22 protein-coding genes are annotated in these 25,009 nt (G+C 67.1%); 17 read left to right on the forward strand and 5 right to left on the reverse strand.

What is annotated here, in order from left to right:
* Nucleotides 1-784: 784 nt before the first annotated feature.
* Entirely contained in the window at nt 785-2,260 is a 1,476-nt protein-coding gene (locus tag ACFVWG_RS36645; protein WP_391548084.1) for an MBL fold metallo-hydrolase, read from the reverse strand.
* Between the two features lie 66 nt (nt 2,261-2,326).
* Between ACFVWG_RS36645 and ACFVWG_RS36650 the strand changes: the two genes are divergently transcribed.
* The 5 genes from ACFVWG_RS36650 to ACFVWG_RS36670 are packed head-to-tail and all read left to right on the forward strand — an operon-like array spanning nt 2,327 to nt 8,826.
* Nucleotides 2,327-3,208 (forward strand): LysR family transcriptional regulator, encoded by an 882-nt coding sequence (locus ACFVWG_RS36650; RefSeq protein WP_391548085.1) that lies wholly within the window; start codon nt 2,327-2,329, stop codon nt 3,206-3,208.
* A 21-nt stretch (nt 3,209-3,229) separates the two neighbouring features.
* Nucleotides 3,230-4,438 carry a multidrug effflux MFS transporter gene (locus ACFVWG_RS36655; RefSeq protein ID WP_391548086.1) on the forward strand — a complete coding sequence of 403 codons (1,209 nt, stop codon included), beginning with the start codon at nt 3,230-3,232 and terminating at the stop codon, nt 4,436-4,438.
* Nucleotides 4,435-5,364 (forward strand): prolyl oligopeptidase family serine peptidase, encoded by a 930-nt coding sequence (locus ACFVWG_RS36660; RefSeq protein ID WP_391548087.1) that lies wholly within the window; start codon nt 4,435-4,437, stop codon nt 5,362-5,364. The genes ACFVWG_RS36655 and ACFVWG_RS36660 overlap by 4 nt, the downstream gene beginning before the upstream one ends.
* Nucleotides 5,365-5,379: 15 nt before the next feature.
* Nucleotides 5,380-8,088: an AAA family ATPase gene (locus tag ACFVWG_RS36665; RefSeq protein ID WP_391548088.1), complete on the forward strand. Its 2,709-nt coding sequence runs from the start codon at nt 5,380-5,382 to the stop codon at nt 8,086-8,088.
* Nucleotides 8,089-8,142: 54 nt separating this feature from the next.
* Nucleotides 8,143-8,826, forward strand: a complete 684-nt coding sequence (locus ACFVWG_RS36670; RefSeq protein ID WP_391548089.1) for an alpha/beta fold hydrolase — start codon at nt 8,143-8,145, stop codon at nt 8,824-8,826.
* On the opposite strand, the gene ACFVWG_RS36675 is transcribed toward ACFVWG_RS36670, so the two are convergent.
* Nucleotides 8,827-9,735, reverse strand: coding sequence for a LysR family transcriptional regulator (locus tag ACFVWG_RS36675; protein WP_391548090.1), 909 nt, complete (start codon nt 9,733-9,735; stop codon nt 8,827-8,829).
* 70 nt (nt 9,736-9,805) lie between these two features.
* On the opposite strand from ACFVWG_RS36675, the gene ACFVWG_RS36680 reads away from it, so the two are divergent.
* The 4 genes from ACFVWG_RS36680 to ACFVWG_RS36695 all read left to right on the forward strand — a co-directional run bounded on the left by ACFVWG_RS36680 (nt 9,806) and on the right by ACFVWG_RS36695 (nt 13,097).
* Complete coding sequence (locus tag ACFVWG_RS36680) at nt 9,806-10,744, forward strand: SDR family NAD(P)-dependent oxidoreductase (RefSeq protein WP_391548091.1); 939 nt, start codon at nt 9,806-9,808, stop codon at nt 10,742-10,744.
* On the forward strand, nt 10,741-11,568 hold the full coding sequence (locus tag ACFVWG_RS36685) for an SDR family NAD(P)-dependent oxidoreductase (protein WP_391548092.1): 828 nt from the start codon (nt 10,741-10,743) through the stop codon (nt 11,566-11,568). The genes ACFVWG_RS36680 and ACFVWG_RS36685 overlap by 4 nt, the downstream gene beginning before the upstream one ends.
* 78 nt (nt 11,569-11,646) lie before the next feature.
* Nucleotides 11,647-12,462 (forward strand): SDR family NAD(P)-dependent oxidoreductase, encoded by an 816-nt coding sequence (locus tag ACFVWG_RS36690; RefSeq protein ID WP_391548093.1) that lies wholly within the window; start codon nt 11,647-11,649, stop codon nt 12,460-12,462.
* 47 nt (nt 12,463-12,509) lie between these two features.
* Nucleotides 12,510-13,097, forward strand: coding sequence for a TetR/AcrR family transcriptional regulator C-terminal domain-containing protein (locus tag ACFVWG_RS36695; protein ID WP_391548094.1), 588 nt, complete (start codon nt 12,510-12,512; stop codon nt 13,095-13,097).
* A 1-nt stretch (nt 13,098) separates the two neighbouring features.
* Here the strand turns inward: ACFVWG_RS36695 and ACFVWG_RS36700 are convergent, their stop codons facing one another.
* Together ACFVWG_RS36700 and ACFVWG_RS36705 are read right to left on the reverse strand one after the other, a co-directional pair.
* Complete coding sequence (locus ACFVWG_RS36700; protein ID WP_391548095.1) at nt 13,099-13,875, reverse strand: IclR family transcriptional regulator; 777 nt, start codon at nt 13,873-13,875, stop codon at nt 13,099-13,101.
* Entirely contained in the window at nt 13,872-14,660 is a 789-nt protein-coding gene (locus ACFVWG_RS36705) for an NAD-dependent epimerase/dehydratase family protein (RefSeq protein ID WP_391548096.1), read from the reverse strand. The genes ACFVWG_RS36700 and ACFVWG_RS36705 overlap by 4 nt, the downstream gene beginning before the upstream one ends.
* Before the next feature lie 120 nt (nt 14,661-14,780).
* Between ACFVWG_RS36705 and ACFVWG_RS36710 the strand changes: the two genes are divergently transcribed.
* From ACFVWG_RS36710 to ACFVWG_RS36745, 8 genes are read left to right on the forward strand one after another with little or no spacing between them, the layout of a single operon-like run.
* Nucleotides 14,781-16,118, forward strand: a complete 1,338-nt coding sequence (locus ACFVWG_RS36710; protein ID WP_391548097.1) for an ABC transporter substrate-binding protein — start codon at nt 14,781-14,783, stop codon at nt 16,116-16,118.
* Nucleotides 16,115-17,020, forward strand: a complete 906-nt coding sequence (locus ACFVWG_RS36715) for a carbohydrate ABC transporter permease (protein ID WP_391548098.1) — start codon at nt 16,115-16,117, stop codon at nt 17,018-17,020. Before ACFVWG_RS36710 ends, ACFVWG_RS36715 begins: the two co-directional genes overlap by 4 nt.
* Complete coding sequence (locus ACFVWG_RS36720; RefSeq protein ID WP_391548099.1) at nt 17,017-17,889, forward strand: carbohydrate ABC transporter permease; 873 nt, start codon at nt 17,017-17,019, stop codon at nt 17,887-17,889. Before ACFVWG_RS36715 ends, ACFVWG_RS36720 begins: the two co-directional genes overlap by 4 nt.
* A 5-nt stretch (nt 17,890-17,894) precedes the next feature.
* The gene (locus tag ACFVWG_RS36725) at nt 17,895-19,115 is read left to right on the forward strand and encodes a glucarate dehydratase family protein (protein WP_391548100.1); all 1,221 of its coding nucleotides are present in this window, start codon (nt 17,895-17,897) and stop codon (nt 19,113-19,115) included.
* Nucleotides 19,115-20,257, forward strand: coding sequence for a hypothetical protein (locus ACFVWG_RS36730; RefSeq protein ID WP_391548101.1), 1,143 nt, complete (start codon nt 19,115-19,117; stop codon nt 20,255-20,257). Before ACFVWG_RS36725 ends, ACFVWG_RS36730 begins: the two co-directional genes overlap by 1 nt.
* Nucleotides 20,254-20,910, forward strand: coding sequence for a bifunctional 4-hydroxy-2-oxoglutarate aldolase/2-dehydro-3-deoxy-phosphogluconate aldolase (locus ACFVWG_RS36735; protein WP_391548102.1), 657 nt, complete (start codon nt 20,254-20,256; stop codon nt 20,908-20,910). The genes ACFVWG_RS36730 and ACFVWG_RS36735 overlap by 4 nt, the downstream gene beginning before the upstream one ends.
* Nucleotides 20,907-21,788, forward strand: coding sequence for a 2-hydroxy-3-oxopropionate reductase (locus ACFVWG_RS36740; RefSeq protein ID WP_391548103.1), 882 nt, complete (start codon nt 20,907-20,909; stop codon nt 21,786-21,788). Before ACFVWG_RS36735 ends, ACFVWG_RS36740 begins: the two co-directional genes overlap by 4 nt.
* On the forward strand, nt 21,785-23,293 hold the full coding sequence (locus ACFVWG_RS36745; RefSeq protein ID WP_391548104.1) for a coagulation factor 5/8 type domain-containing protein: 1,509 nt from the start codon (nt 21,785-21,787) through the stop codon (nt 23,291-23,293). Before ACFVWG_RS36740 ends, ACFVWG_RS36745 begins: the two co-directional genes overlap by 4 nt.
* Nucleotides 23,294-23,372: 79 nt before the next feature.
* On the opposite strand, the gene ACFVWG_RS36750 is transcribed toward ACFVWG_RS36745, so the two are convergent.
* Nucleotides 23,373-24,983 carry a glycosyl hydrolase family 28 protein gene (locus tag ACFVWG_RS36750; protein ID WP_391548105.1) on the reverse strand — a complete coding sequence of 537 codons (1,611 nt, stop codon included), beginning with the start codon at nt 24,981-24,983 and terminating at the stop codon, nt 23,373-23,375.
* Nucleotides 24,984-25,009 lie beyond the last annotated feature (26 nt).

Genomic DNA, 25,009 nt, shown 5'->3' on the forward strand with positions numbered 1-25,009 from the left:
TGACCGCGTGCCCGTTGCTTGGGCCTCCGGGCTGTGGCTTGGGTCCAGGATCTGCGCCGAGTGGAAACTTCTGGTCGCCATCTGCACAAAATGTTCCACCCAGCGGGCGGGGACGACCAGCATCGGGCCTGTTCCACGCTGACGGTGAGTCTTTCGGGCCCATGCGCCGAAAAACTCACCGATAACGAGCAGCCGGCCCCCAAGCACGGGTGGGGCGCGCTAATTGGTGAGTTTTAGGGACTCGGTGACGAAAATCCACCAATTAGCGGGCCAGGCGGGCCGGGGTGCGGGTCGGATCGCGTTAGTTGGCGGGTTTTGGGGACTCGGTGACGAAAATCCACCAATTAGCGAGGAATCCCAGGCGCGGCAGTACCCCCCGGCCCCCAAGCGCCCCCGGGCTCCTGCCATCTGATGGGTTACCCCACGAGCTTGTGGGTTCTGGACTCGCATGCGGGTACAGAGCCCACAACCTGATGGGTGAACCCATCAAATGAAGATGGGGGCGAGGGGCCTGTGCGAGAGCATTCACCACAATGGGTCACTTTCCAGGCCTCGTCGCTACTGACCGCAACCAAAGCCCGGAAGCCCAGGCAACGCCCACCGTGGTCGCCGACCGAACCATCCCCCTTAGCCACGCGCCGGGCGCCAGCCACCCGTCACTGTAAATCGGCCGCGGCGGCGAGCAACCACAAACCCACATCCCCGGCCGCAGACGGAATGGCGAGCAAGCAAACGCCGTACGAATCCGGCCGCATCGCAAGCCACACGAGGTCCAGACACAGGGTCAATCGTTCGCCACACCAGCCGTCCGCAGCAGATATTCGTACGGCGCCACGGTTGTGTCGCCGGCGCCGTTGTGACCGGTGGCGACGGTTTCGACGTCGAGGCCGAGCCGGGTGACGGCGTCGACCAGTTGGACCGGGAGCCGACCGCGATACGAGAAGGGTTCGGGCGGCGTCGGAGTGGCGCTCCAGAGGTCGGAGACGAAGAGCACCTTCGGTCCACTCGCGTAGGCGATCAGGGTGTCGTCGGAGTGGTCGGTGACGATGCGGTGGATCTCGAGGTTGCCGCCGTCGGCCATCGGGAGGACGAGCTTGTCGTCGACGCCCTGGACGTGGACCGGGACCGGTGCCTGCTGCAACCGATCCGGGGTGATCGTGTGATCGGTCTGCAGGATCTGCTCGAAGAAGCCGACGGTACGACGGCCCGCGACGACCGTGACGTTGCCTTCCGCAACGAATTCGCGGATGCCGCCGATGTGGTCGTAGTGGAAGTGTGTGGCGACGGCGTACCGAAGGGGCTTGCCAGGGAAGGCGTTCCGCACGGCGTCGAGGGCGGCGCTGGTGTAGCGCGAGTACATCGGCGCATCGACGGTGACGATGTGGTCGGGCATCTCGACCACGAGGATGTTGTGACTCGGACCGACCACGACCTTCACCCCGGGCGCGACGTCGAGAGTCTTCACCGGCGCGGTCTGCAGATCGAAGTAGAACCGCACACCGGACAGGACATAGGTCATGATCCACTCGGTCGACCGGCGCGCATAGGCGAGCTGCGCAGCGTCGGCCTGCTCACCAGACTCCTTCACCACAAAGGATTCCGCCTCGTCGGAGTCGGAGACCGTCATCCGGAACCGCGTCTCCTCGTGCACGGTGACACCGTCGACCGTGATCTCCATCCGGTACGGCAACCGCAGTTGCCCGACCGCGCCGTACCGGCTGAAGTGGATCTCGACGGTCGAGTCGCCCTTGGGGGAGTGGTCCTCGATCACGCTGACGGTGGCGATGGTGCCGTCGTCGGCGAGGTGGATGGTGAGGTCTTCAAGAACCAGTACGCCGTCCGCGGGCGAGGTCACCGGACCGGCGATCACCTTGCGGGCAAGGCGCAGTACCGAGGTGAGGTCGAGGTGACGTTGCCGGGCCGCGACCCGCCAGGACGGGATCGCCCGATCCACCGGACGCGGGTCGAACATGAAGTCGACCCCGGTCAGCCAGCCGCTCGTGCCGTCGCTCGTCTCGGTGTAGGACAGCTCTACCGGGACCAGGTGGGTCGGGCCGGTCAGCGCGAGTTCATACCGGGGTTCGCTGAGGTCTTCGACCAGGTCGAACTTGAACTCGGCGACGAGCTCCGGCTGGTCGGGCATCGCGCCCCAGCCGGGGTGCAGCCGCTGGCCGGTCGCCTGGGTGCGTTGGGTGCGGGCCGCGAGGACGGCGTCGCGGCCGCCCAGTCCATCGAGGAGTCGTTCCACTGAGGTGTTCACAAATTCAGTGTTCGACCGCCAATGGCATGAGTCCAACGACTGTTTGCTATCGCTACCATGCACAGCATGCATACCAGCGAGCTGGACCTGAACCTGCTGATCCCGCTGGAGGCTCTGCTCGAGGAGCGGCACGTCTCGCGGGCGGCCGCGCGGGTGCAGCTGACCCAGTCGGCGATGAGTCGCGCGCTGGCTAGGCTGCGGCGGGCACTGGGTGACGAGCTGTTGGTGCGCACGGCCAACACCTATGAACTGACGCCGCGGGCGCGAGTGGTGAAGCGCGAACTCGAGTACCTGATGCCGCGGATCCACGCCCTCGGCCGGCCGCCCTTCGATGCCGCCACCGCAACCGACCTCGTCCGCCTGAGCTGCAGCGACTACATCACCCTCCTGTACGGCGAGCCGCTCTTCACCGCGATCTTCCAGCAGGCGCCGAGCTTGTCGCTGACTATCGAGGCGCTGTCCCCGGCAACCGTCGCCGATGTCGAGCATGGCCGGGTGGACCTCGCGTTCGTCCCGTTCCGCCCGGCCTCCAACCTCAGTTGGCTGCGCCTGTTCGACGAGGACTTCGTCTGCCTACTCGCGGCCGATCACCCGGTCGACCGCGTCACGTTGGCGGACCTGGCGTCGTACCCGCAGGCCGGTGCGGTCTTTCTGGCCGAGGAGGCGATGATCCTCGAACGGCGACTCGCCGAGCTGGGCGTGCAGCCCCCGTCGGTCCTCCGCGTCCCTTACTTCAGCGCGGTCGCCGCAGCACTGCCCGGCACCCGCTTCATTGCCACCCTGCCACGCCGCCTCGCAGTCCGGTACGCCGAAGACCCGCGGCTCCGGCTCGTGGAGGCGCCGGCAGAACTCAATTCCTTCAGCTACGGACTGGTCTGGCATCCCCGCCTCGATCAGGACCCACTGCACCGCTGGCTGCGGACTCAAGTCACATTGTTAACTGGTTGACGATCGGTTACCTTTGTTGTCATGGAGCTGACGGAGACTGCGACGGTACGGCGGCCGATCGTGCTGATCGGCATTCTGAGCGGGCTGACGGCGGTCGCGCCGTTCGCCATCGACATGTACGTGCCCGGTTTCCCGGAGCTCGGGCGCGACCTCGGCGCGGAATCGTCCGTCGTTCAGCTGTCGATGAGCCTGTTCCTGATCGGGCTGGTCGTCGGCCAGTTGGTGATCGGGCCGATCAGCGACCGGCTCGGCCGCCGCCGGCTATTGCTTCCCGGTACGGCGCTGTTCGCCGTACTGTCCGTCGTCTGCGCACTCGTGCCGTCGATGCCGTTGCTGCTCGCGGGCCGCTTCTTGCAGGGCTGTGCCGGAGCCGCCGGGACGGTGCTCGCGCGAGCGGTCCTGACCGATCGCTTCGCCGGACCACGGCTTCCGTTCTACTTCTCGATCCAGTCGATGATCCTGGGGATCGCTCCGATCCTCGGCCCGATGGTCGGCGGACTGATCGTGACGGCCGGCGGCTGGCGTGCGGTGTTCTGGGTGCTCGCCGTCCTGGGTGTGGGACTTTTCATAGCGGTACTCCTTCAGGTATCTGAATCCTTGCCACCCGAGCGGCGCGCGACCAGCGGGATGGCGAAGACGTTCACCACCATGGGCGCGTTACTCCGGGACAGATCGTTTACCGGTTATGTGCTGACCCTGGCGTTCGCCGCAGGAGCGATGTTCATTTACATCGGCAGCTCGACCTTCGTCTTCCAGGACACGTTCGGATTGTCGGCCGCGCAGTACGGACTGGTCTTCGCCTCGAACGCCGGCGTGATGCTGATCGCGAACGTCGTCTTCGGCATCACCTCGAAGCGCGTCCCGCCCTCGCGGCTGCTGGCCGGCTACATCACGGTCGGTCTGCTCGGCGCCCTCGCGCTGGCGATCCAGGCGACCACCGCGCCGACCTTTGCCGGTACCTGGATCAGCCTGGCCGTCGTCCTGTTCGGCGTCGGCGGTGCCTTCCCGTCGGTCACCACCATCGCGCAGACCATCGGCCGCTCCCGCGCCGGGACCGCGGCCGCTTTGTCTGGAAGCGGTTCCTATCTCTTCGGAGCAGTGACGAGCCCGCTCGGCGGTGGCACCGTCGGTACCATGTCGGTCTTCATGCTGGCCGCGCTGGCCCTCGCCGCGGTCTCGTTGCTCTTCGCCCGCCCGTGGCAGCCCGTCGTCGAAAGGACGTTGGCATGAATCTCGCCCTGCACGTGATCAAGTTGCTCGCCGCTCTCAGCGGCAACCCGCTCCGGACCTCGAACATCGCCGCACCGGACACCGACCCGGACAGCACCATGATCGATCCCGACCAGGCGAAGCCGATCAAGCCCGGACGTACGAGCCGTTCACACCAAGGGATCGCGTACTCCCCGGAGCACCCGAAACTGCGGATGGACCTCCTCGTCCCGCCCGGCCCCGGACCGCATCCGGTCGTGCTCTACCTGCCGGGTGGCGGCTTCGTGTCAGCCCGTCGGCAGATGGCAGGCAAGGAACGCCGGTACGTCGCTGAGTCCGGATTCGTGGTCGCGAGTATCGACTACCGCACGACCGCTGTCGGCGCCACGTATCGCGACGGCCTGGCGGATGTTGCCGCTGCGTTGGCCTTCTTGCGCAGCCATGCGGCCGAATACAACCTTGACCCGAACCGGATCGCGGTCTGGGGCGAATCGGCCGGCGGGTACATGACCGCGATGGCCGCGACCGAACCAGCGAACGGATTCGCTGCCGCGGTCAGTGAGTTCGGGGCCTCCGATCTCAGCCGGATCGACGAGGGTTTCGACATCTCAGCACCGGCCGCGATCGCGGCGTACGTGCTAGGTCCGGACCGTGCGATGGCAGACCACCCCGACGAGATGCAGCAGGCCAACCCGGCGACGCGCGTCACCGAGCAGACCCCGCCGTTCCTGGTGCTGCACGGCGACGACGACCGGATGATCCCGCCGCTGCAGACCGCGATCCTGCACCAGGCCCTGCTGGCCGCCGGCATCGAAAGCGCCCGGTACGTCCTGAAGGGCGCCGGCCACGGCACTCTCTCCGAGAACCCGGCTGCGTGGTCAAGCAAAGACCTGATGGATCTGATCGTCGACTTCCTGCACGCCCATCTGTCCCAGAAGGTCAGCTGAGCATAGGGTTCTGGGGTGGGTGGGGAGAGACTGTTCGGCCGCGAGGCCGAGATCGCGAGACTTGAGGCGTTCGTGGCGACCGCAGCCGTCGCGGGCGGCGGTCTGCTGCTGACCGGTGACGCCGGTATCGGCAAGTCGGTACTGCTGGATGCGGCCGCGGCCAAGGCGGTGGAGAGCGGGACACGAGTTGTCCGGGCCGCGGGGGTGGAGTTCGAGGCGGACATGAGTTTCGCCGGGCTGCACCAACTCGTCCATCCGTTGCGCGACGAACTCGGCCGGCTGGACGAGCGCTCGCGCCTGGCGCTGGAGATCGCGACCGGCTACCGCGACGGGTCGCCGCCGGAGCAGCTGACGGTGTCCAACGCGATGCTTGCACTGCTCGCCGAAGCCGCGGGCGAGCGGCCGTTGCTGCTCATCGTCGACGACATGCCGTGGCTGGATCGGGTCAGCGCGGTGGTCCTCGGGTTCGTCGCGCGCAGGTTGGCCGGGAGCCGGATCGGCTTCCTCGCCGCGTTCCGGTCCGACGAGACGAGTTTCTTCGAACGGGGCCGCCTGCCCGAGCTCGCGGTCGACGCGCTCAGCGACCAGGCCGCGATCGCTCTGGTCGACGACCGGTTCCCGACGCTGACTCCGCGCGTTCAACAACGTCTGCTCGCCGACGCGCAAGGCAATCCGCTGGCCTTGCTGGAGCTGCCGATAGCACTCAGCACACACCATCCCGCTGGTACGCCGCCATCGCTGAGCCGTCGACTGCAGTCGCTGTTCGCATCGCGGATCAGCAACCTCCCCTCGCAGACGCGGGGCCAACTGCTGCTGGCTGCACTCGAAGGCTCCGGCGATCTGCGGATCGTGCGCGACGCCGCGATCGCGTTGTGGGGCACTTGCTCGATCGAGGAGGCCGAGCGCGCCCGCCTGATCCAGGTCGACAGTTCGGCCGGGCGGATCGCGTTCCGGCACCCGTTGACCCGCGCCGCAGTCGTCGAACTCTCGACCAGCGACGAACGCGGCCGCGCCCATCGTGCGCTGGCCGATCAGCTTCCGACCGACTCCGAACGGCATGCCTGGCACCTCGCCGAAGCAGCCTCCGGCCCGGACGAGGAGGTTGCGGCTCTGCTGGAGGCGGCAGCGACTCGCGTGCAGCGACGAGGTGACCCGGTCGGCGCGATGGCGTTGCTGCTCCGTGCCGCCGACCTCAGCCCTGACCCCGATGACCGACGCCGGCGATCGGTATTGGCGGCGTACATCGGCGTCGACATCACTGGCGACCTGCGGAACGTGATGGCGGTCCTCGAACCAGGCGTGCTGCGCGCACCGCCCTCGGTGGCGGTGGCGGTAGCCGGAGCGGCGTACCTGCTGAATGCCCACGGTGCGGTCGATACCGCGCACCAGATGCTCGTCGGCGCGATCGAGAACTCGCCCGATCCGGGTGACGAGATCTTCACCGAGGCCCTGTGGGTACTGCTCTCGATCGCATGCTTCGGCGCGCGCCCGGAGCTCGTCGAGTCGTACCGGAAGGTGGTCGCGCAGGGGCAGCCGGCGGAGATCATCCAGCTTCTCGGCGGCACCTTCCTGGAGCCCGGTCGGCTGGCGCTGCCGATGCTCGATCGGCTCGACGATGTCATCGCGGGGCTGACCGAGGACTTCGATCCGGCCTCGATCATCCGCGTCGGCGTCGCCGCCCTGTACGTCGATCGGCTGCCGGACTGCCGAGCCGCTTTGTGGCGGGTGGTCGAGCACGGGCGCGTCGGTGGCGCGATCACGTCGGCCATCGAGGCGTTGATCCTGCTCGGCGTCGACGGTCTGCTCAGCGGTGAGTGGGACGAGGTGACGCGGCTGGCCGACGAAGCGCTGGCGCTCTGCGAAACCCACAACTACCAACTGCTGTCGTACGTCGCCCGGTTCCAGCACGCGTTCATCGCCGCGGCGCGTGGTGACGAGTCGCGGCGGAAGGTGCTGACCGACGAGCTCGTTCAGTGGGCGGCGCCGCGTGGTGTGGGGTTCGTCCTCAACTACGCGGCTCATACCGAGGCGTTGGCTGCTTCGGGCCGGGCCGACTACGAGACGGCGTACCAGCAGGTGATGGCGATCGGGACTCAGCCGGCGCATGCGCTGTGGGTGATCTTGGACGGCGTCGAGGCCGCGGTACGGACCGGTCGGCGCGACGAGGCCGCCGTACAGGTTGCAGCGCTCGAGATTGGTGGAATCTCCTCGCGGTTGGCCTTGGTCGTGGCGGCTGCTCGTGCTCTGGTGGCTGTCGAGCCTGATGATCGGCCGCTCTTCGAGGCGGCGTTGGCTGTGCCGGGCGCGGAGCGGTGGCCGTTCGAGCTGGCGCGCGTGCATCTCGCGTACGGCGAGCGTCTGCGTCGCGCGAAGTACCCGAGTCAGGCGCGCGGGCATCTGACGACCGCCCGCGACATCTTCGAGCGGTTGCGTGCCGATCCCTGGACGCAGCGAGCCCGCACCGAACTGCGGGCGACCGGTCTGCCCGCGACCCATGCCGACGCGGCCGGGAAGATCGACCTGCTCACCCCGCAACAGCGCGAGATCGCCTTGCTCGCCGCGGCCGGGTTGACCAACAAGCAGATCGGCGACCGGCTCTTCCTGTCGCCGCGGACGATCGGCACGCACCTCTACCAGGTGTTCCCGAAGCTCGGCGTCACGTCACGCGCCGCGCTGCGGGACGCACTCGCAGCGACTCAGTCATCTGACGTAAGCGACGACTGACCGCGCGCGCCTACGGTCGTGGCACCGAAGATCGCCACGACTGAAGGAGACATCATGGCCGCGCGGAACGTCGTACTGGTGCACGGAGGATTCGTCGACGGATCCGGCTGGAAGGGTGTGTACGACCTGCTCGTCGCCGACGGCTACCGGGTCAGCGTCGTCCAGAACCCGACGAAGTCGCTGGCCGACGACGTCGCCGTCACGCACCGCGTGCTCGACCTGCAGGACGGCCCGGCGATCCTCGTCGGTCATTCGTACGGCGGTGCCGTCATCACGGAAGCGGGCACCCATGAGAACGTCGCCGGGCTGGCGTACATCGCCGCGTTCGCGCCGGACAAGGACGAGTCGGTGAACTCGCTGCTCGCCGACCCGGCCCCGGGCGCGCCGGTGCCGCCGATCCTGCCGCCCGTCGACGGATTCCTGTTCCTGGACCGGGACAAGTTCGCCGCCTCGTTCGCCGGGGACCTTCCGGAACAGGAGGCGACATTCCTGGCCGACTCGCAGGTGCCGTGGAGCGTTGACTCACTGGGCGCCACGGTCACCGAGCCGGCCTGGCGGGTCAAGCCGAGCTGGTACCTCGTCGCCGCCGACGACCACATGATCCCGCCGCCCGTCCAGCGCTCGATGGCCGAGCGCACGGGCGCGACCGTCGCCGAAGCCCCCGGTAGCCACGCGATCTACGTGTCGTCGCCGGATGTGGTCGCCGACCTGATCAAGAAGGCCGCCGAAGGCGTCTAGCTAGCCATGCTCGCCGGCGACTGCCTTGAGGGCGACGGACAGGCGGGCGACCGGTTCCGGGATGGGCCGGGGGAGACGCGCCAGGAGGATGCGGCGTAGCTCCTCCGGTCCGCCTTGGACGGCGATGATCCGGACGCCTGGTGGTAGGGCGGAGGTCAGCGCGGTTGGGGCGGTGGTGATGCCGCAGCCCGCGGCGACCAGGTGAAGTTTGGCCAGCCAGTCGCGGGCGGTGTGAACGATCTGGGGGCGTTCGTCGAGGCCCGGCCAGACGCCCATGTACTGCTCGCCACCCGGGCCGGCGATCCACCGCTGACCGCGGAGATCCGCGATGTCGACGACATCCGCATGGGCGAATGGATGCGTGGTGGGGACAGCGATCCGCAGGCTGCGTTCTGCCAGCGTGTGGAACTCCAACGCAGGTGTCTCGGTGTCCGGCGCACGGAACGGCGGTGCCGACGCGAGGAGGGCGAGGTCGACGGTTCCGGCGCGCAGGGCGCGGACGAGCGCGGGTGTGCTGCCTTCGCGACTGACGACCGTGATGCCGGGGTGCGTTTCGCGGAGTGCAGCGAGTGCGCGCGGTACCAGCCAGACGCCCGCGGTCGCGAACCACCCGAGCCGGACCGTGCCCTGCTCTTCGGGAATCCCGGCCAGCTCACGCGCGGCCGCGTCGACCTGATCGATCGCGGCGGCAGCTCGCCGTACGACGACCCTCCCGGCCGGCGTGAGCCGTACGCCGTCGTGGCGGCGTTCGAGCAGTTCCGTGCCCGCCGCGCGTTCCAGGGAAGCGATCTGGCGCGAGACCGCGGACTGGGTGTAGCCGAGCGCAGTGGCCGCGGCGGTGAGCGTGCCGCGCTCGGCCACCTCGCGGAACACGCGCAGTGCGGTCAGTGAGGCGTCGGTGAAGGTCATGACGTTTACGCATACCACACTTGCCAGACTTTCGCTGGTGACATGGGTCGACGCTGCCTAGCGTGGAGGTATGAACCTCATGAAGACCCAGTTCGGTTTCAGTAGTACGGCGGCGGAAGTTGCCGCCGGCATCGATCTCTCCGGGCACCGCGCAGTGGTGACCGGTGCTTCCTCGGGCATCGGTGTGGAGACGGCGCGGGCGCTCGCCGCGACCGGCGCCGAGGTCACCTTGGCCGTCCGCGATACCGCGGCAGGTGAGCTCACCGCCAAAGACATTGCCGCGACCACCGGCGGTACGGCGTTGCACGTCGTACAGCTCGATCTCACCGACCCGGCGTCGGTGGCCGCGTTCACGGCGGCGTGGGACGGGCCGCTGCACATCCTCGTGAACAATGCCGGGGTGATGGCGTCGCCCGAGACGTACACCCCGCAGGGTTGGGAACTGCAGTTCGCCACCAATCATCTCGGTCACTTCGCCTTGGCCGCCGGCCTGCACGATGCGCTCGCGGCGGACGGCGCGGGCCGGATCGTGGTGGTCAGCTCCAGCGGTCACCAGCTCTCGCCGGTGGTTTTCGACGATGTGAACTTCGCCTTCCGGGCGTACGACCCCTGGCTGGCGTATGGCCAGTCCAAGACTGCGAACGTGTTGTTCGCTGTGGAAGCGAGCCGCCGTTGGGCCGCCGATGGCATCACCGCGAACGCTTTGATGCCTGGGGCAATCTTCACCAATCTGCAGCGACACACCGAAGGACGCGGTAGCGGCCGGACCTCGCCGTCGGACATGAAGACCGTGGAGCAAGGTGCGGCGACCTCCGTGCTGCTGGCGACGTCGCGGCAGCTCGAGGGGATCGGTGGGCGCTACTTCGTGGACTGCAACGAGACGCCGACCATCGACCGCCGGGATGAGGCTCCGTGGCTGCATGGTGTTGCCCGCTATGCGCTGGACCCGGATGGCGCTGCCCGGCTGTGGGACCTGTCGGAATCGCTGCTGCAGGAGGCCCGCTCATGACGAAGGTCGCTCTCGTGACTGGCGCCACCCAGGGTCTCGGCCTTGCGCTGGCCGAAGGTCTCGCTGCTCGGCTCGGACCTGAGGACACCGTCTACCTGACCGGCCGCGACATCGACCGCGTCACTGCCGCTGTCGCAACCATCCCGGCCGGGGGAGCGCGGGTGCGCGCCGAACTGCTGGACATGGGAATCCCTGGCACGGTCGAACGGCTCGCCGCACAACTGAAGGAACGGCACGGCGGCGTCGACATCGTGTTCGGGAACGCCGTGATGCGGGTCGGCCCCGACGACGATCCGCGCAAGATTGTGGACACGTACACGGAGGTGAACAACTTCGGCACCACGCGCCTGTTGCGCTCCTTTGTACCCATGCTGCGGGACGACGGCCGGCTGCTCGTTGTCGCCAGTTCGCTGGGCACGTTGCAGTACCTGGCGCCGGTGCTTCATCACCACTTCGACAACCTCACCGATCTCGACGCGGTGGACCGGGAGGTGGCCGGCTGGCGCGATGCCGTGAAGGACGGGACCGCGCGCGCGACCGCCTGGCCGGGGTTCGCCAACATCCCGTCGAAGATCGCCCAGGTGGCTGCCGTTCGCACTCTTGCCGCCTTGCGCCATGACGAAGACGTTGCGCGGGGCATCCTGCTGGCAGCGGTCTGTCCCGGGATGATGAACACCCCCACCTCAGCCCTCTGGTGGGACGTCAGTACGGCGCCGACCCCGGCCGAGGCCGCCGTACCGCTGCTTGAACTGGCGCTCGGGCCGGCCGACCCGGAGCACTACGGCCAACTCCTCCGGCACGGCAAAGTTCTCCCCTGGGCTTGACTCTTGTTCACTGACCAAGTATTACTGGAATCAGAACTTGGTCAGTGCACAAGTTGGGAACAAGTAAGGGAGACGGCAATGTCCGAGAAGGTTTGGCTCATCACCGGCGCGTCGAAGGGTTTCGGCCGCGAGTGGACCGAGGCCGCGCTCGAGCGGGGTGACCGTGTGGCCGCGCTCAGCCGGTCCGCGGGCGCGTTCGACGAACTGGTCAGCAAGTACGACGACGCGATCCTGCCGGTGCAGGTCGAGGTCACCGATCGCGAGGCCGTGAACGCGGCGGTCGCACAGATCATCGAGCGGTTCGGCCGGATCGACGTCGTGGTGAACAACGCCGGCTACGGGTTGTTCGGCATGGTGGAGGAAGTGTCCGAGCAGGCGGCACGCGACCAGATCGAGGTCAACCTGTTCGGGGCGCTGTGGGTGACCCAGGCGGTCCTGCCGCAGCTGCGGTCCCAGGGCAGCGGCCACATCGTGCAGGTCTCGTCGATCGCCGGTGTGTTCTCGCTGCCCGGTCTCGGCCTCTACAACGCGTCGAAATTCGCGCTCGAGGGCTTCACCGCCAGTCTGGCTGCCGAGGTCAAGGCGTTCGGGATCAAGGTGACGCTGGTCGAGCCGGCCGGCTATGCCACCGACTGGGCCGGTCCCTCCGCGGTCCACGCCGATCAGTCGGCGGCGTACGAAGGAGTCCGGGCCGCGATGCAGCGCCCGGCCGGCAAGCGGGGCGACCCGAGTGCGACCCGCGAGGCGATCCTGAAGGTCGTCGACGCGGAGGAGCCGCCGCTGCGGATCTTCTTCGGTCAGGGGCCGCTGCCGGTGATCAAGAACGAGTACGCCGCGCGCCTCGCCGAGTGGGAGGCCTGGGACGATGTGTCGCAGGCTGCCTTCGGTGCCTGAACCGTACGATCGCGCTGAGAACCTGTGCTGGAACTGAAGGGGAGCCGATGCGTCTGAATCTGGACGACGTGATCACGGCCGCGTTCGCCACGCTGGAGGACGAGGGCCTGGAACGACTCTCCCTCCGCGCGGTCGCGCGGCGGCTGGACGTGCACCTCAACTCCGTCAGCTGGCAGGTCAAGACGAAGCAGGCGCTGATCGACACGATGGCCGACCACATCATCGGCTCGGTCCGGACCGACGACCTGCCCGCCGATCCGACCGAGCGGGTCCGCCTCGTCGCCAACCGGTACCGCGCCGCGATGCTGCAGCATCGCGACGGCGGCCGGCTGGTGGCGGGGACCTTCACCGGGACGGGGAAGACCTTGCGGGTCGCCGAGGTCATCATCGGCGGCCTGCTGGAGGCCGGTTATTCCGGGGCCGACGCGGCCCGGCTCTGCTGGTCGATCGTTTACCTGACACTTGGGCTCACCCAGGAGGAGCAGACACCGACGGAGAACCCGCACGGTAATCTCCCCGAACTGCTGGGGACTGGCGTCTATCCGGCCCTGGCCTTGGTTGGTGTCGAGACCTTGCTCGACGACAGCTTCGACGCTCGCTTTGATTACGGAATAAGTCGCCTGCTGGACCGGTAGGTCAGCGAATCCCCTCCTCACGCAGCTTGACGGTCAGCAGCTGGACCTGCTCCTGGAGGCTTTCCGTGACCAGCCCGATCTCCAGCTCGGTGAAACGCGCCAGCGGGATGGAGCAGCTGATCGCGTCGGTGGCGGGGATGCGATAGGGGACCGGTACGGCGACGCATCCCAGCCCGAGGGTGTTCTGCTCCCGCTCCACCGCGTACCCGCGCTTCCGGGTGGCGTCCAGCTCCCGCATCAGGTCGGCATGCCGGGAGACGGTGTGCGCGGTCATCGGCGGCAGTGGGTCGTCCGGTAGCACGGCGGAGACCTCGACGGCGGTCAGCTCGGCGAGCAGAACCTTGCCGAGCGCTGTCGCGTGGGCAGGCAGTTGACGGCCTACCCTGCTGGTGGCGCGATGCGGTGCTGTGGACTCGCGTGTTGCCAGGTAGATGACGCTCGGTCCTTCGAGCCGAGCATAGTGGGCGGTATAGCCGGTCTTTGTGCGGACTTTTTCAAGAGTGCGAATGGCATGCGGTAGTGCCAGGTCGCGGTCCAGGTACGCCGTTCCGACCAGGAGCGCGCGTGATCCGATCCCCACCATCGCACCGTCGTTGGCGGACTCGATCCAGTTCATCGCGATCATCGTGTGCACCAACTGATGCAGGCTCGACCGCGGGTAGCCGGTGCGCTTGTGCAGCTCGGTCACCGACATCGGCCCGCGGGCCTCGCCCAGGACTTCGAGGATCCGCAAACTTCGTTCGGCCGACTTCACCAGCCGGATTTCTTCAGTGGTCACCAGGTTCCTCCCAGAGGATGCTCGGCATCGACGAAAACCCCGGCCAGGACGGCCGAGGCATCCGACCGTACGTTGCGATTTTCGCCACAACGGCTCTGAGCGCTATCTCGGGGAAAGAATCCGATATTTTTTCCTGCGGTCAGGTCGAACCAGCTCCGGGTCTTGTCCGAAACGGCCCAGACGACGTGGTGCCCGGGCTCCTGCAGGGCACCGACCACCTCGATCAGCCGGACCAGGTCATCGGGCGACAGCCAGGTCGAGAGGGTCCGGGGATCCGCGCCGATGTCCTCGGCGACGGTGCAGATCCGGGCCGAGACCACGCTCAGGCCGTAGCGGTCGGCGTACACGCTGCCGAGTGCTTCGAGGGCGACCTTGCCGACGCCGTAGTAGGTGTCGGGCCGGGGGAGCAGGACCGGTGCGGCCGCTGCGTCGGCGGCCGCGACGTAGCCGGTGGCATGGAGCGAGCTGCCGAGCAGGATGTTGCGGACACCTGCGCGGTGCGCGGCCTCCAGGGCGACGTACCCGCCGTGGATGTTGGTCTCCAGGATCTGTTCCCACGGCCGCTCGGCGGAGTGGCCGGCCAGGTGAACGACGAGATCCACGTCCTTGAACGCATTCGTCATGGTGTCGAGGTCGGTGATCGAGGCCTCGAGGAACTCCTCACCGGGCGCCAGGTCGTCGATCCGGGCGATGTCGGTCAGCCGCAGGGTGTGTCCGGCCCGCCGGAGCCGAGGGCGGATCAGACCGCCGACGAGGCCGGCCGCGCCGGTGATCGCGAGGAGCACGTGCTCTGCCTTTCAGGCCGTTGACAGCTACCGGATCAAGCTAATACGTTTCAATCCGTTCCGCCAGTATGTAAGGCATTCATATATGTGAATGCGATCGCTCCGAGGGGATGGACCCACATGAGGACTTCACAGACACGGAGCTTGCCGGTCAGGGGAGCGGTCGCGGTCGTCTCCGCGCTGGTCGTGGCCGGCACGCTGAACGCCTGCGGGGGCAGCGACAGCAAGAACGCCGACAGCGCCGCGCCGCTGGAGGTCTGGTCGCGCAGTGCGCCGGATCCGGCCAAGACGTACGAAGAGATCATGGCCGCCTTCACGAAGAAGACGGGGATCAAGGTCGACTACAAGGGTGTGATCGAGTTCGACACCCAGCTGCAGGCCCGGGCCTCGTCGAAGGACCTGCCGGACGTGATGATCAACGACGCCGGCCTGCTCGGCGCCTACCAGTCGCAGGGCTACCTGACCAAGATCGACAAGGGCAGCATCTCCGGCGGCGATCAGATCTCCGACGAGACCTGGGCCCAGAACCAGGGTCTCGACGGCGCGACGTACGGGGTGCCGTTCTCCCGGCAGGCCTTCGGCACGCTGGTCCGTTCGGACTGGCGCAAGAAGCTCGGTCTGCCCCAGCCGAAGAACTGGGAGGAGCTCGCGGCCCTGGCGAACGCGTTCGCCACCAAGGATCCGGACGGCAACGGGAAAGCCGACACGTACGGGATGGTCGTTCCCGGATCGAGCAAGAAGGGCTACATCGGCTGGTGGGCGGCGTCGTACATCTGGCAGGCCGGTGGCGACATCGTCGAGAAGGCCGGCGACGCGAAGTACAAGTCGGTGATCAACACACCGCAGACCAAGACCGCGCTGGAGTGGATCCGCACCCAGTTCTGTACGCCGGGCAACGTGGTGCCGGGATCGCTGAACCTGACCACCGCCGAGACGCCGTTCTTCGGTGAGGGCAAGGCAGGCATCTACCTGACCGGTCCGTACACCTTCAACGGCTACGACAAGCAGCTCGGCAAGGACAAGTACGAAGTGATCCCGATGCCGAAGGGCCCGGCCGGTACGACGACGCTCGCCGAAGGGGAGAACATCTACTTCGGTGCCGGCTCGAAGAAGGCCGACCAGCAGAAGGCCCTGGCCGAGTTCCTGATCTCGCCCGAGGCACAGCAGATCGGGATGGCAGCGACCACGACGAATCAGCCCGTGGTCCGGATCCCGGTGAACAAGACGCTGGATGCCGGAACCGTGCGGAAGGATCCGCGCTGGACCCTGGTCCAGGACGAGTACACCAAGGACTCGAAGTCGTTCATCTGGGCGATCAACTTCCAGCCGATCCGGCAGGCGCTCGGTGAGGGCATCAACCAGATGATGTCGAGCTGCACCAGCGATCTGGACGCCGGCCTCAAGTCGCTCGACACGGCGATCACCGCCGAACTCACGTCACAGGATCTCGCCGAGTGACCTCGTCCACGGTCCCGGCTCGGCGTCCGGGGCGGCTGCGCGGATCCGCGTGGCTGCCCTGGATGTTCCTGGCCCCGGCCCTGCTGTTCGCGGTGATGTTCAAGTTCATCCCGATGCTGGAAGGCATCCGGATGAGCCTGTACAAGGTCCAGCCGTTCCTCGGCGACGAGTGGGTCGGCCTTCAGAACTATGTCACCGTTCTCACTGACAAACGCTTTCGCGCTGCGCTCAGCCATACCGTGATCCTGGGCGTCGGGCAGACCGTGGGCGCACTGGTGGTCGGCTTCGGGCTCGCACTCCTGCTCGAGGGACAGGCCCGCTCGCTGTGGATTCTTCGTACGGCGGTCTTCCTGCCGGTGGTCACCGCGGTCGCGGTGATCGGTGAGGTCTGGCGGATCCTGTACTTCCCGACCAGCACCGGCTTCGCGAACGAGGTGCTCGGATTCCTCGGCCTCGGGCCGTTCGGTTTCCTGAGCGATCCGAACTCCGCGCTGGCCTCGGTGATGGCGGTCGGGATCTGGTCCGGAGCGCCGTACGACATGGTGATCATCCTGGCCGGTCTGGCCGGGATCGACCGGACTCTGTACGAGGCTGCGGCCGTGGACGGCGTGAACCGCTGGCAGCGGCTGCGCTATATCGTGCTGCCCGGTCTGCGGCCGGCGCTGACCGTCGTACTGACGCTGGCGACCATCCGTGGTCTGCGGATCTTCACCGAGGTGTATGTGCTGACCGGCGGTGGTCCGGCCGGCTCGACCGAGGTCTGGATGACGCGGGTCTACTCACTCGGCTTCGAACGCAACGATCTCGGGGTGGCGTCCGCGGCCTCGATGGTGCTGCTGCTGGTCACCTTGATCCTCACCGTCGCGGTGCGCGTCGTGACCCGACGGAGGGAGGCGCGATGAGTGAGCAGAGCACGCGATTCGACACCGCGCTGGGCTGGTCGCCGAAATTCGGCGCCCCGATGCTCTTGCGGATCGTTTTGTGTGGAGTGGTGCTGTTCATCTTCGCGGCACCGTTCCTGACGATCATCTCTGGTGCCTTCAACGAGACGACCGACTCCACCCAGGTGAGCCTCTACCCGACACACCCGACCCTCCTCGGCTTCAAGATCGCCACCGAGAAGGGGATCTGGGGATACTTCCTGAACTCGCTGGTGATCGTCGGCGGCGGTCTGCTGCTCCAGGTGACGCTGTCGGTCCTTGCTGCCTACGCGCTGGCGCGACAGCGGTTCCGCGGGCAACTCGTCGTCCTGATGCTGTTCCTGCTGACGATGATGCTGCCGGAAGAGGTGATCGCGATCCCGCTGGCGCAGGTGCTCGGCGATCTGCCACTGCTCGGCATCAGCCTGAAGGGCAGCGTGTTCGGCGTCATCCTGCCGGTGGCGATCTGGGGTTTCTCGATCCTGGTGATGGCCGAGTTCATGAAGGAGATCCCGGCCGAGATCGAGGAGGCGGCCCGGATCGACGGGGTCGGTGAGATCCGGATGCTCTGGACGATCGTGCTGCCGCTGTGCCGGCCGGTGCTCGGCGTGATCACGATCTTCGGGTTCATGATGATCTGGAACCAGTACCTGCTGCCGCTGATCGCCGCGAACGAGCCGGGCGACTACACGCTCACGGTGGCGCTCGCGTTCCTGCGGTCCGACGGCGACGTCGGGCCCGGGGTCCTACTGGCCGGCGCGCTGATCGCGCTGCTGCCCAGCCTGATCGTCTATCTCCTGATGCAGAAGTCGATGATCCGCGGAATCACCTCCGGCGCGACGAAGGGCTGACACAGATGAAGATCACCGACCTGGTGGTGACGCCGCTCGCGTTCGCCGATCCGCCACTGCTCAACTCCAGTGGGGTCCACGAGCCGCTGGCGCTGCGGACTGTCGTCCAGTTGATCGTCGACGGCGACGTCGTCGGGCTGGGGGAAGGTTCCGGCGAGCGTGACGTGCTCGACCGGCTGGCGAAGGTCCGGCAGGCGATCATCGGGCGGACCGTGTTCGAGACCTCGATGATCGAGTCGATCGTGTTCTCGATCCTGGGGCCGAACGTGACGCCGGTGCAGAAACGCAGTGTCTTCTCGATCGTCGAGGTGGCGTGTCTCGATGCCCAGGGCAAGCTTCTCGGCGTACCGGTGACGGATCTGCTGGGTGGTGCGGTGCGGTCCTGGGTGCCGTACAGCGCCTATCTGTTCTACAAGTGGGCAGGGCATCCCGGTGCGGCAGCGGATGAGTGGGGACCAGCGCTCGAGCCGGCCGGGGTGGTGGCTCAGGCGCAGCGGATGGTTCAGCTGCACGGTTTCGGGTCGCTCAAACTCAAGGGTGGGGTGTTTCCTCCTGAGCAGGAGATCGCCGCGATCCGGGCGCTTGCTGATGCGTTCCCGGGGATGCCGTTGCGGATCGATCCGAACGGTGCCTGGTCGGTGGACACCTCGATCGAGGTGGCAGAGCGGCTCAGCGGGGTGCTGGAGTACCTCGAGGATCCTGCGCTGACCACTGTGGCGATGGCTGAGGTCGCTCTGCGCGCCTCGATGCCGTTGGCAACCAACATGTGCGTGATCAGTCCGGAGACGGTACCGGAGGCGGTGTTGCTCGACGCCGTCCAGATCGTGCTGTCCGATCACCACTACTGGGGCGGCCTGCGACATACCCGCGAGCTGGGCGCGATCTGCGACACCTTCGGACTCGGGATGTCGATGCATTCGAATTCACATCTGGGAATCTCGCTCGCTGCCATGACACATGTCGCCGCGGCGACGCCGAACCTGGCGTACGCGTGCGACACGCACTACCCGTGGAACCGGGACGACGATGTGGTGACGAAGCCGTTCGAGTTCGTCGGCGGTGCGTTGCGGGTTCCGTCCGGGCCGGGGCTCGGGGTCGAGCTCGACCAGGACAAGCTCGCCGAGCGGCACCAGCGGTACGTCGAGTCCGGCCGGACGACGCGGGACGACACGGCGTACATGCGTCAGCTCGATCCTGGTTACGACCCGACATTGCCGAGGTTCTGATGGCGGTTCGAACCGCTGCATACGCCTACCCGTGGGACATCAACGGCGATCCGCACGCGGCTGAACGGTTCGCCGAGCTTGGCGTCGACGCTGTGGTGCTGGCGGCTGCGTACCATTCTGTGCGGGCGGCAACACCGCGGCACCCGCGGCACCGGCTGGTGGATGCCAGATCGGCGGCGCTGTACATGCCTGTGCGCGCCGAAGGCTGGGGTGAATTGATTCCAGCTGATGCAAGTCCGTGGGCGGGGGAGCGGTCGTTCACCCGGGCGGCCGGCGAGCTGCGGCTGGTTGGGCTGCCGGTGCGGGCGTGGGTGGTGCTCACCCACAGCACGGCCGTCGGCCAGGCGAATCCATGGACATGTCTGCGAAACGCATTCGGAGATGTGTATCCGTACGCCCTGTGCCCGAACGTTCCGGCGGTGCGGGAGTATGCACGAACGCTCGTGGGTGAGGTCGTCCGCCAGTCCGGTGTCACTGACGTCGTACTCGAGGCTTGTGGACCGATGGGCGTCGGCCACCTCGGTCACCACGAGAAGACCGCCGGAGCCGACTGGTCGGACCAAGAGTCCGCACTGCTGTCGATCTGCTTCTGCGACGCCTGTACGACGTCGCTCGCAGACGCGGGCGTGGATCCGGGCCAACTGGCGGCACGCATTCGCGCTGGTGAAAGCTCGGCCGCGATGGCTCCAGATATCGAGGTGGTGTTGAGGATTCGCGTGGAGGCAACGCGCCTGCTCCGAGAAACAGTCGTCGCCGAAGCCCAGGCAGCAGGCGCAGTCGGGATCGCAATGCACGCGGTCGCCGACCCCTGGGCCACTGGCCCGGCAGCCGCCGTCACCGGTCCGGACCTGAGCTCGCCGAGTGCGGTGAGTTCGTATGTGGTCCCGGCTTGGGAGCTTGGCGCTCAAGGAGTCGAACGGGTGCGGGCGATGCGCACGGTGGTAGACGCGAGCGTGGCGGCGTACGTAACGGTATTGCCGCCGACGCCTGCCGATCCGGACGCTCTAGCCGGCCACTGGCGGGAATTGGTTGCTGCCGGCGCCGACGAACTACACCTGTACCACGTAGGGCTGGCATCGGACCGGCGGTTGGCAGCCATGCAAATGGCCATCGAGGATCTCACGGGGAAGGTGCGGCGATGATGCAGTTGCGCGAGGCAATGAACGGACGCCCGGTGGTGGCGGTGCTACGAGCACCTGACGCCAACCGTTTCGTGGCGGCGTCCACGGTGATGGTCGAGGCGGGAATCCCGGCAGTCGAGTTCACACTCACCTCGGCCGGCGCATTCGACGCCCTGCGGCAGGCTCGCAAAGTACTGCCGCCCGAAGTGCTGATCGGCGCCGGGACCGTGCGCACGGTCGAGCAGGTGCGACAGGCGGTCGACGCCGGCGCGTCGTTCCTCGTCAGCCAGGTGACTGATCCCGACGTGATCGAGGCCGCGCACACCCTCGGCGTACCGTTCATCCCTGGCGCGCTGACGCCGAACGAGATCGTCCGCGCCTGGCAGTACGGCGTCCAGGCGGTGAAGGTGTCACCGATCGGACCGGTCGGCGGAGTCTCCTACCTCGCCGAACTGGTCGGCCCGCTGCCCGAGATCCCGCTGGTGCCGACCGGGCGGGTCCTCATCGAAGAGGCCGGCGCCTACCTCGCCGCCGGCGCCGCGATCGTCGGCGTCAGCCGCGACCTGGTCCGGGACGCGCTGCTCCCGGACGGCGATCTGATCGCGCTGGCGGAACGGGCAGTTCGAACCATCCACTCTCTCGACAGCTACGCACTAACCTCTGGAGCGCAATGATTCGGATCGGATTCGTCGGGCTCGGCATCATGGGTCTGCCGATGGCCACCAACCTGGTCGAGGCCGGGTACGTCGTACGGGGCTACAACCGCAGCCCGGCCAAGACTGCGCAGTTCGCTGCCGCCGGTGGTACTGCGGCGGAGTCGATCGCGGCCGCCGTTGGCGATGCCGACGTGATCATCACCATGCTGCCCGACTCACCGGACGTCGAGAATGTTGTCCTCGGCAACGATGGAGTACTCGCTGCAGCCCGGTCCGGCGCATTGCTGATCGACATGAGCTCGATCGCCCCAGCCACGGCGCGCCAGGTCGCCGCAGCGGCGGCCGAGGCCGGCGTTCGCGCACTGGACGCACCAGTCAGTGGTGGCGAACAAGGCGCCATCGACGGAACGTTGTCGATCATGGTCGGCGGCGCGGCCGAGGACGTCGAGGCCGCCCGCCCGGTGCTGGCAGCACTCGGTACGACGGTAGTGCACGTCGGCCCGGCGGGATCCGGCCAACTCGTCAAGGCCGCGAACCAGCTGATCGTCGCCGGCACGATTGAGCTGGTGGCGGAGGCGCTGACCTTCCTCGACGCGTACGAAGTCGACCTGGAGCGGGCCGTCGAGGTGCTGGCCGGCGGGCTTGCCGGGAACCGGATCCTGGACCGCAAGGCCGCCGGAATGATGCGCCACGAGCTGCAGCCTGGTTTCCGGATCGACTTGCATCACAAGGATCTTGGCATCGTTCTGGACTCGGCCCGCGAGGCCGGCGTGGTGATCCCGCTCGGTGCGGTGGTCGCGCAGTTGATGGCCGCGGTGCGTGCTCAGGGGTACGGCGACCTGGACCACTCGGCCCTGATTCTCGGCGTCGAACAGTTGTCCGGTCGACACCGGTGAGCGTCGATTCCTACCCCCTGCCGACGATCTACCCGATCTCGGCTGACTTCGCCGTGACTGTTGATGGGCAGAACGTGCCGGTCACCGCGTTCGGTCCGGAACCCGGTGGGGGAGTGGAGTATCACTACGCGCACTTCTCGTTCGACGGCTCGGTGACTGTTGAGGTGAGCACCCGCAGCCGGATCGAGGTCGCGACTGTGAGCCCGCTGGCGTTCGCGATACCAGTTGAGGTGTCGGCGAACCGGATGACCTTCACGCTCGAACACAGCCGCTACCTGATCGTGAAGATCGACGATCTGGCTGAGCTGGTCATTGCTGCTGACCCGGCTGAGGTCGATCCGCCGGCTGCTGATGGTCCCGGAATCTTCAACGTGGTCACGGCGTTTGCTGCTGATCCAACCGGCGTGGCGCTGGCCACGGAGGCGGTGCAGGCGGCGATCGACTCGGCGTACAAGGTTGGTGGTGGGGTGGCCTACGTGCCGGCGGGCGTGTTCTCGATCGGGAGTGTTGTGCTGCGGTCGCGGGTGCACCTCTACCTGGCCGGCGGGTCGGTGCTGCGGGCGACCGCGAATCCGGCTGACTATGCGAAGAAGTTTCGGCACGACAGCCTGGAGATGGACGGTACTTGGCTGCTGTCGACCGAACCGGGTTCTGTCGATGTCTCTGTCTCTGGCCGCGGGACAATCGACGGGCAGGGTGCACGGATGCGGAAGGAGAGCCGCTACCTGAATCATCTCTTCGTCCCGGTCGGTACCCGCGGGCTGGTCGTGGACGGGGTGATCGGTCGCGACTCGGGATCCTGGGCGTTTCTGCCCAGCCGGTGTTCCGACGTCACGATCACCAACTACAAGGGCTTTCAGACACAGCGCCAGTATGAGAACGACGTCCTGGATGTGAACGAGTGCCAGGACGTCGTCGTCCGGCACATGATCGCGATCTGCGAGGACGATCCGTACTCGACCAAGGCGTGGGCCGAGGATGCGAACATCGCCCTCAGCTGGCCGCATCCCCGCCAGCCGGTCGAACGCGTTCTGTTCGAGGACGTCGTCGCGTGGACGCATTGCGCGGCGTTCAAGGTGGGAAACGGTCACTATTCGCGGCAGCACGACATCACCTACCGGCAGGGCTACGTCTACAACGCGACCCGCGCGATCGCGATCGACCCCTGCTACGGCAGCGCGCCCTGCACCGACCTCGTCTACGAGGACATCGACATCGAGTCGCTCGACCACGACCGGGGCAACCAGAGCTGGCTCCTCATTCACACTCGTGAACGCGGCCTCGGCATCGGCCCGGTTTCCGGCGTACGAATCGAGCGCATCATCGTGCGCGACGCCGGCCGGATGCCGCCACTCGTTGCCGCAGGCAATGCCGACGGGGCCCTCTCGAACATCATCCTCCGCGACGTCGAAGTCGAAGGTACCCCGCTGAAGACCTTCGCCGACCTCAACATCCCCCTGAGCCGGCACGTCGAAGAGCCAAGAGTCGAGTACGGCGCCGGCTGACGGAACGACGGAGAGCTCCCGCGGACTGCGGGAGCTCTCCACGACCGGCTGCTGCGGGGCTGGGTGCAGCGCGCCGGTGCTACTGGGTGATGGTGATCGGTCCGTTCTCGGACACGTTGGTGATCCGCATCTGGTCGAGCGTGGTTGCGTACGACGACGAGCCCGGCATCAGGATCCGGTTCAGCTCGACGCCAGTAATCTGTGCACCCGGCTGACCGTTGATCCGGGCGGCCGTCGTACCGGCGTCACGGACTCGGACATTTGCGATCCGTACGCCGCTGATCGGGCCGGTCCCGTTCGGCCCGGTGCCGGTCCACAGAGCCAGCCAGGTCCGGTTGCTGTCATTGGTGAACGAGAGCCGTTCGATGTCGATGTTCTCGAACCGGATCGTGCTCGCCGTTCCCGTCCCGTACTTGTGGTGAACGCCGATCCCCACCGCGGCATCGTGCACAACCGCGTTCCGGAACGTCACGTTGGACTGGTTCTGCAGGACGCCCTGGCCAACCTTGACCCCGTAGCAGTACGTCCAGCTGACCAGGTCGTCGAACACCACGTCATCCAGCGGTCGTGGGTCGCCGGGGATGTTCTTGGTCAGGTCGGTCGTGGCAGCCCAGGTCTTGGTACTGAACGGATCGTCCAGACCGATCCCGATCGCGTTCGTGACCCGGACCTGCCGGGACTCCATCACGTCGATGCCGTCGTTCTCACCCATGTCGAACCGGTTGAACATCTTCAGGTTGGTGAATCCGACGTCGACCGAGCGGATCGGCATGATCGCCCAGCTGCTGGATTCGCGGAAGGTGATCCCGTCGACGCGGAAGTTCGTCGTGTAGACCGGCGTCAGCAGGTTGACACCGAGGTTGCTCGGGCCGAGCGAGGCCTGCCCGTTGCCGTCGATCACGCCGCGGCCGTAGATCGAGATGTTCGACGACGAGTAGCGCGTCGAGATGAACCAGGTGATGTCGCGGTTCTGCGAGTCCTTGTGCCAGTGCACGTCGTACTGCGAACGCTCGCCGGTATAGCGCAGGACGGCACCGGGTGCGAGATAGAGCGCCAGATTGCTGCGCAGGTACAGGTTTCCGAGCGTCCAGACACCGGGCGGAACGTAGACAGTCCCTTGGCGGCCGTTCGCTCCGCCCCAGGCCGCCGCATCGTTGAGCGCGTTCTGGAAGGCGGTGGTGCTGTAGGCGCTGCCCGGCTGCGCGTTGTACGGCGCGTTGCGGACGTTGAAGATGCCCGTGCCACTGTCGGCCGGCCGGTTGGTCTCGAGGGGGTCGATCGCGATCACCAGGTTCGGCCGACCATCGAGTTTCACGATCAGGTACTCGTCGCGGGTGACGGTGAACGTCATCGAGGCGCCGCTCACCGATCCGCTGAGGTTCAGTTTCGCGGGACTGATGAAGTACGAGCCGATCGCGGTGTTGTTCACCTTCGTCACCGTGATGGTGGCTTCGCCGCCACCCATGGCGAACTGGGCGATGTCGTACCCGGGGTAGTCGGTGACCGGCACGTTCTGCCCGTTCACCGTCAGGCGGTAGTCGGGGGAGGCCGGGTAGATCGACTGCACGGGGTAGATCTGCAGCGGTGCCGGGGCGGCCTGTGCCGGCAGGGAGGTCAGCACGGTCAGTGGCCCGAGCAGCAGGGCTGCGAGCGCGCAGACCAGGAATCGGGTCAGGGCGGGTGGCGACATGGCGGCTCCTTCGAACGGGAGACTCG

The organism is Kribbella sp. NPDC058245 (assembly GCF_042882005.1).
GTDB lineage: Bacteria > Actinomycetota > Actinomycetes > Propionibacteriales > Kribbellaceae > Kribbella.